General features: G+C 48.3%; 6 protein-coding genes and 1 pseudogene. 4 read left to right on the forward strand and 3 right to left on the reverse strand.

Features of this window, described 5'->3' with window-relative positions; all coding sequences use genetic code 11:
* Positions 1 to 163: 163 nt before the first annotated feature.
* Entirely contained in the window at positions 164 to 313 is a 150-nt protein-coding gene (locus HUX64_RS18855; RefSeq protein WP_174627732.1) for a hypothetical protein, read from the reverse strand.
* Between the two features lie 18 nt (positions 314 to 331).
* Here HUX64_RS18855 and HUX64_RS18860 point away from each other — a divergent pair, with 18 nt between their 5' ends.
* The 3 genes from HUX64_RS18860 (at position 332) to HUX64_RS18870 (ending at position 2284) form a co-directional block, all read left to right on the forward strand.
* Positions 332 to 529: a ParB N-terminal domain-containing protein gene (locus HUX64_RS18860; protein WP_217426626.1), complete on the forward strand. Its 198-nt coding sequence runs from the start codon at positions 332 to 334 to the stop codon at positions 527 to 529.
* Between the two features lie 713 nt (positions 530 to 1242).
* A complete protein-coding gene (locus HUX64_RS18865) occupies positions 1243 to 1620 on the forward strand; it encodes a hypothetical protein (protein ID WP_174627734.1) in 378 nt (125 codons plus the stop codon).
* 436 nt (positions 1621 to 2056) lie between these two features.
* Complete coding sequence (locus HUX64_RS18870) at positions 2057 to 2284, forward strand: hypothetical protein (protein ID WP_174627735.1); 228 nt, start codon at positions 2057 to 2059, stop codon at positions 2282 to 2284.
* A 476-nt stretch (positions 2285 to 2760) separates the two neighbouring features.
* On the opposite strand, the gene HUX64_RS18875 is transcribed toward HUX64_RS18870, so the two are convergent.
* Together HUX64_RS18875 and HUX64_RS20275 are read right to left on the reverse strand one after the other, a co-directional pair.
* Entirely contained in the window at positions 2761 to 3624 is an 864-nt protein-coding gene (locus HUX64_RS18875) for a hypothetical protein (protein WP_174627736.1), read from the reverse strand.
* A gap of 307 nt (positions 3625 to 3931) precedes the next feature.
* A pseudogene (locus tag HUX64_RS20275) lies at positions 3932 to 7004 on the reverse strand (Tn3 family transposase).
* On the opposite strand from HUX64_RS20275, the gene HUX64_RS18885 reads away from it, so the two are divergent.
* Positions 6987 to 7322: a recombinase family protein gene (locus HUX64_RS18885; protein ID WP_217426627.1), complete on the forward strand. Its 336-nt coding sequence runs from the start codon at positions 6987 to 6989 to the stop codon at positions 7320 to 7322. The pseudogene HUX64_RS20275 and the gene HUX64_RS18885 overlap by 18 nt on opposite strands.
* The last annotated feature ends 99 nt before the right edge of the window (positions 7323 to 7421 follow it).

The following is a 7421-nucleotide window of genomic DNA, read 5'->3' on the forward strand; positions in this document are numbered from 1 at the left end:
TCTGAAAAACGGAAATCAGTCATTAATTTCCAGCTTTAGCCATCGATTTCTCAACATTTCCGGTTTTCCAAAATTTAGTTCGGATTTTGGAGCAGTTTTCTGGGGCTGATGAAATATCCGGGCTAGGATACCGAAAAAAGTCAACGGGCATAAACGTCACCTATTAGTTGATACGCGGGAGACTGCTATTGACGGTCAGAGTGACCACGGCCAGTATGCAGGACCGTGAGGGGGTTCGACTGTTGTTGAATCCTGGCCGCTGGATAAACTGATCGAATATCCCGGTAATCCACGCTGTTTTACTGACGCGCATATCGCTTGCCTGGCCGGCGTGATCCGCGAGTTTGACTTCAGGATGCTAATTATCGCGCACTCCGGCGGCTTGATCGTAGATGGTCATTTGCGTTTGCAGACAGCGCCTTTGTTGGGTCTGTCCGAGGCGCAGCTTAAGGCGTTCCGGCTTGCCGTTAACCGGATGGCGGAAGGGGATGATAAACTGCTGGCGCTGGAATTTGCTGATCTTGGGTAATTGTAACAACCTGCAATCAGCGCAATTTTCGACCGGATTTATTTGCAACTGACGGGCGTTCAAACCGACATTACTTGGACTAGCGGGGGCATTTAAACGGAAACCTGCGGTTTCAGAAAACAGAAAATCATAGTGTAATAAAAAACAATAAGCCAAGATGTAAATGATCAGCAATAGCTTGTCTGACTATTGCCCGAGTGATGTAGGGATATCTTAGTGATTAGGCTTAAAATTAAACCATAACCGTAATTTCTGCACAGATGCTCTCGCTAGTCCTGAATGGCTGGTTTTGGGTGCTAATCAGCAAATCACTCTAAAGTTTCACAGAATTTATATATGCATCCAGCTATGATAACTACCCATGTCAGTGCAATTCATGCGAACTGATGAAAAAACAAGGTTGAGCACGTCGCGTCAATAAGCTTTGTACCCGTTTTGAACAGCATTATATATTCACGTGAAAACCGCCACCGATTACAATACAAGCCAGCCACTTTAACAGAATGCATGTAAATCCCCTTCCTTCAGGTGCGGGATTTGCATTCTGTTAAATTAACCCGCGGGTCCGGCGTTAAAGGGCTGTATGTCGGCAAGGGCTCTAAGCCCGACGGCGACGGCTTCGGCGCCCATTCACAATGATTGGTGGAAGCGATTATTTTGCCGACCATGACATCATTTAATACGTTAGGAGCTAAAAATGGAAACGTCCGATATTGATAGTAAGCCCGGTTCATCCGGCTGGCATGTGGCCTTGGGCAAGGCCTCCGGCAAGAAGCCGTACCTGGGCAACAAAGCCCGTCGTACTGGAGTTGTTGCGAGGTTTCGCTGCCGGCGTGCTGGCGCGTTATGAACAGGTTACCCGCGGCGAACTGGAAGCTTCGGCCGCCGCGCAGGCGGATCGTCAGGCTTGCTTGCAGCTGGGGGCTGTGTTTCTGGGCGAGGATGCCGGCTATGAGACAGTCGGCGCCTGGAATACCGGCGGCGGCCTGCCGGCTTTACTGCGCGGCGTGCGCCGCTATCCGCTGGACGGGACAGCTGATGACCGGCAGCTGGTGGCGCGACTGTTCGCGTTATTCGCGCAGGCGCAGTAAGTTGATCCAGGCCGAAGCGCAGGGTCGGCTTGCGGCATTGGGCCCGCGGTTTCCGGAACTGCTGGACGATCTGGCCGATTTGCTGATAGGGGTGGATTGTGGCGCTGGTTAGCGGGTATATTAAAAAAACCGGCCTATTCGTGCGCCCGTATACGGCCCGCCTGCATCCCACCTTCCGGGTTAGGTTTAGACTATTGTACCTTATTCGACCGGTCAGATAGAGGGTTATTTATAATGCCGGGATTTTTTTATTAAATTTCGTCCATGGGCTTTAGGGCGCAATGGAGCGTAAAATTCAGTTAAGCAGGTTTTGAATGAATACTGAATCCAGTTTTATTAAAGCTGACTGGGGCTCATATCAACCATTTTAACATCCCCACGGGCGTGGGGTAGACTACTATAATGAAATGTTTTAACGCATATGTGAGTTAATATCATGGCCCAAGTATTTGAAACCGACGCAGACCATCCCTTGCAGCCCGGCGACACCGAGGGCATGGAGACCTTTCTCGACGAGGACATCCCGTTATCGACCGATTACGACGTCATGATCGAAAATCCGCCGCACGCCCATTATGACGGACCGGATTTGCAGAACATTTTTACCGACCGTGACGCCGAGCGGGCAATCGCCGAGTACAAAGCGAAACAAAATAGCCGCTAGGGGCGCCGCGGCCTTGCGCGCCTGTGTCGCGTTATTTGGCAACCGTTGCACCGTTTTTCCGGCCTAACGCAACGGTCGTGACGGTAGACTGGCCGCCTGTTCATTGCTTTTTTTGCCGATGCCAACACCCCTTGTTATTGAATCCGGGGTTTAGGGATCAATGGAACGTAAAACCTAGTTAAGCCTATGAGTGTCATACTGCAACTACTTCACGAATACTGATCTACGCTGTATTTTTGGTTGCACAAACCTGTTGATCCATAATGCAATCGCAATACATTTTTGCAACACCAAAACCCATTTTTTTCGTTGATTTGACCGTCATTGCACAAACGGTGGTTTGTGCAATGACTTCAACTGTAGTTTTATGATCGTCAATACATTGACGATTTAAGTGCCGATGAGATTAACCCTTAACGGGTTTTTACGTTCCATTGCTCCCTAAACCCCTACCTTTTGCAGTGAGCGCAGCCTGGTCAATTCGCTGCCTTGATTGGCGGCAATGGAGACTCAGGAAGGGGGAATGGACGGACTATCCTACCAGCTAGGATTGCGTAGTTGACCAGATAGGAGAAATCGTCATCCTGATTCTTATCACCGAAGAACACTTGCATATCCGAGTCGCGGGTCTGAATGCCAATGTCTTGGATTTCATGGTCAACGTCGTCGCCCAGATAATCAAACTTGAATCCAGTAATAATTGCGCGGTTGGCATTAGCCAGCATATTCTGGGCGCCGCCAGCTTCCGTACCGGAGATATCGCCAGTCTCCTTAACTAGGGATGCCGGCAGCCATGCGTAATCGACGTAGACGACGTAAGGATCATCATAATTCCGATCGTTGAAGTATGTCTTTACACCAGCGCCCTCCCAGAGAATGCCAACTTCATTTATTTGGTGGTCACCATTTCGAAAATAAAAGCGGAATCCACGCAGGGTGAAGATATAGTCCGGCCCCGGCGGGTCCAGTGGATAGAGGCACTTCCCGTTGCAGAAATCGACGAAGCTTCCCGTAATCACACCCCCCGCTAGCGAATAACGTTTATGTTCAATGCTGTAAAAGTATGTGTCGTCGTCGTTTTTGTCTGCGAATGCTAGCAGAATTTGTCCCCCTTGCTCCGGATAAACCGCAAGATCTTGGATGTGATGATCTGTATCGGAGTATCGAAAATAGAAGGAATCCAGCAACGGGATGCCACTGGCGCCGTAAGGTGGGTGAACGTACCCTTTGGCAAAGCCGGCTACCGTTTCTGCTGAGCTGATGGTTGTAAAACCTAATAATACACCGGCAGTCCAGGCAACTAGAATGACTGGGCGTGCTAACCAATTCGAATTTATCATTACCGTAGCTCCTATTTGAAAATATCTCGCGTTAGGGAAATAACTACACTGTTAAGCTCCCACCCCAGAACGGCTTCAGCATCACATATCGCTTTTCGATAAGAGGCAACCCAAAATCCGCACCGAGACAGGCACGTAGCTTAGGTTAGAGACATCAGTTACTAGGAACAATGACTTATTTCACATTGATTGTGTGAATTAAGACTAGGCGTAAGGATTCGTGCGTAGTGCGACGTGAAGTCGTATAAATAATTGGGGTCTTTTGACCAAAAGCCCGGTTTGTACTCAGCTACCCCTGTAAGCCTTTCTATCCGTAGCTTAGAGCCGAAATATCTTTTTTAGAGTGGCAATAATATTCTCGATAAACTCTTGAATATTAATAATATCCCCTCGGTTATAAAATTCATACTTGCCAATGAAGCTGATATGCTGCCAGGCGACCGGGGAAAACCGGGCTATTGTCCTCGCCATTTCCGGGTCAATTTCTATATAATGCTGATATAACGTAGATAACAATGTCGCCTTATAAAAAATCACCGCATTGGCGATCAGACGGATGGCTTCGGCATTGATGTCGAGTTCAATTTCATTCTTGCCGCTCAGCATCCTGCCGCCGCTGACTTTGGCAATGGTAGCGCTTAACTGGTGATAGGATTCGGCCTCGGTTTAACGAGCCTTGCACCACTTGGCGGATTTCCTTGCTGTCGATATAATCCAACAAATAATCGGTCATGATGATTTCATCGAAGGCAATTAGCGCCTTTAGCGCCGGACTAGTCTTTTTATAGGAAGACAGTTTACTAACGATGGTGCTTTGTGTCGTTTTCTTGAGGGCCAGGGAAGCCAATATTCTCAATACATTGTCCCACTCCTTGATGATATGTGCCTTATTGACCTTCTTGCTGGGCTTGATAATGTGCTGCTTATAGTTGTCTGGCTCATCAAAACACACCAGGTTGTTGTCCGACTTGTCCTGCAATTGGGTAAAGCGCGGCATGAACCGGTAACCGAACAAATACATCAAGGCGAAATTGACGCGGTTGATGCTGTGCATGTCGCCGGAGACCGCTGCGATTTCAACATCGGAGGTGTTGCTTTCCACAATATCCAACAAGAAGTGGCTTTCGTGCTGGTTGGCGCCAATGACTTTCAGGCACAACGGCAGGTGGTTCGCGTTGATTGCCAACAAGACCACGCCTTTCAACATCCCAAAATACTTCTTTGCATGGCGGGATTTGATCGTGTGGTATTTGGTGATCAATTTTTGGCCGTCCACGCTGGCGTGGACACCGTAATCGGCTAAATTGTATTCCGCAAAGATAGGCAGTTTGGCCGTATGGTTCATGATCAGGTCATTCGCGGCATAGATGGTTTGGTAGCGGACATGGTTTTTACCCACCCGTTCCAGGTCGCTTTCCTTAATGTCGCTGATCTCTTTCATTCGTTTGGCTTCAATGCCGGTGGCATTGGCGATGACACAGGCATGGATAACTTCAGGGTCTGGGCTTAATTTCGCGTATTTGGGTTGGAGATGCGTAAAGGCCTTCATAAATCCCGTGGCCTGTGCCGTGAATTTCAGGATATCGCCAATACCTGAGACATGCAGTTTTTCATAAAACGGGTTGTTCATGCCGTCATCAAGCCGGACATAAGGCAAGGTCCATTTCAACAATTCCCCTTGCTTGTTGTAATGGGTTTTCAGGCTTGGGTTGTCACCGCTACGGATAGCCTGGTTAACTTGCCCGTACTTAACCTTCATGTTGGCTTCGAATGGTTTAACATGTTCACAATGTCCATCGACAGCAACGGCATATTGAGTTCTTTTAAAATCTTTTCTTTGTTCTGCGTCCATTCGCCAATGTCGATCAGGTCATCTTCCATGGAACAATACCAGTGGCTGTCCTTAACGAACACCGCCGTGTTGGCGATACCTTGCTTTAACTGATGATACACCATGCTTTCATAGCGGTCGCCATCGACTTTCTTGACTGCGGGCTGCCCGTTGATGGACACTTTATAGGTCAGGAACTTTTTCAGCGACTTTGGGCAAAAATTCATCGGCACGTCTTGATAGCGGTAATCCCGGAACGGCTGGCCGCCTTCCAGGTGCCGCCTTAAAAACGCAACCGCCCGGGTCAAGTTGTCATTGGTGCAGGAAAATTCCAATACCTTAAATAGGGGGCGAATGTTCTTTTTGATAGTCAGCGCAATTTCCCCATAGTATTGCCAGCGGTAAAAGTCCCGGTCCAGGTTGGGCTTGTTAAAATCCTTGAGGAATTGTTTGTATCCCTCTAGGGGCACCACTTCAAAGGCCTTAGCCCTGATTTGGTGATCCGGGATGCGGTCATCGATATTAATGGCCATCACTTGGAAAGCCTGTTTTCTCAATTGCGAGTCCACAGTTTCCATCAACTCAATTTTGGAGCGTTGATAATCATCCGCACCGTCGGCATATTTGGACATCTTCTGGATCAGGCTGGAGACCAGATGGTCATTGATTTTGAGGAAGCGGTGATGGGCATAACAGAGCAAATACAGACGCACCAGATTTTTGTCGGCAAAGCGACGGAGCTTCTGGATACTGTAAAATTCCGCCAGGTTCGCATAGTAAATGATATTCTGTTCTGAAATGCCCAGTTTGGGCATCAACCGTTGGGACTCCCGGTAAATGCCAAAAACCAGTTGTTGTTTGGCAACGCTTTTCTTGATCTCGGTGGTGCTAAATCCTTCTGGTCTTTTTTAAGCAAGGTCAGGTTATAAAACAACTCATCGTTATCCAACAACTTATCCAATTGCCCCTTAAGGCCTTTGTTGGCATCCGTATAGAGCTTGGTGACCAAACGCTTTCGTTCCTCCCGAAGCGCAATCGAAACAATTTCCTGGAGGCTTGAATACGCAGGCCTGAGCACATTTTGCAATTGGCAGTAGGACAGCAGTTCTTCCAAAACGAACCGCGACAACACATGGCGCTTGGCAAGCGCCTTCGCTTCCTTGGCCAGTTGGGACTGAAATCCGGCATCGGCATCTCTCAGCCCGAACTGGTTCATTACCGCGCAACGGTTTTGGTAGTGGTGATTTTTCGACACCTGCTTTTTTGGGAAGGGTTCTCCCGGAAAATAAAGTTGCATGATGAACTCAACATCAGCCTTTACTTTTTGGAAACTGAACAGGAAGAAGGTGCCGATGGCACGGTAATACCCAAGCTGCAATATATAATCAACTTTGCGGGCAGTGTCGTTTCCTAGGGTATCAAGAATAGCCCTATCAATTTCATCAAGGCTGAACAAAAAAGACCCCTCTTCATCATCCAGCGACGGTATTGCATACAGCGTGTCGATTTCTTGCGGGGTCAAAATGGTGAGATGCGGCTTTTCGGTTATGCACGGGTTTCCACCGGCCAACAGTCATTAGATATTCAAGTCAACGCATTAAAAGAAGCGGGAGTTGCAACAACCCGCATCTTTACCGATAAGGCTTCTGGTAGCCACACGGATCGGGAAGGCTTGCATTTATTGCGAATCAAGGTTGAAGCAGGCTATGTGATCCTGGTCAAAAAACTGGATCGACTGGGCCGGGATACGGCGGACATGATCGCTTTGATCAAGGAATTCGATCAACTAGGCGTCGCCATCCGTTTTTTAGACGACGGCATCAGTACTGAAGGCACGATGGGGGTTCCCTTGTTTTCAGTACAATAATGCACGGTTGATAGATAACCCCCCTGTATCCTTAGAAAGAGCGTTCCTGTAGCTCATAGATTGCCGGTTTCGTTTGAGCAATAGTGATGTTTTCGGCGC

This window comes from Candidatus Methylobacter favarea, from assembly GCF_902806695.1.
Classification (GTDB): Bacteria; Pseudomonadota; Gammaproteobacteria; order Methylococcales; family Methylomonadaceae; genus Methylobacter_B; species Methylobacter_B favarea.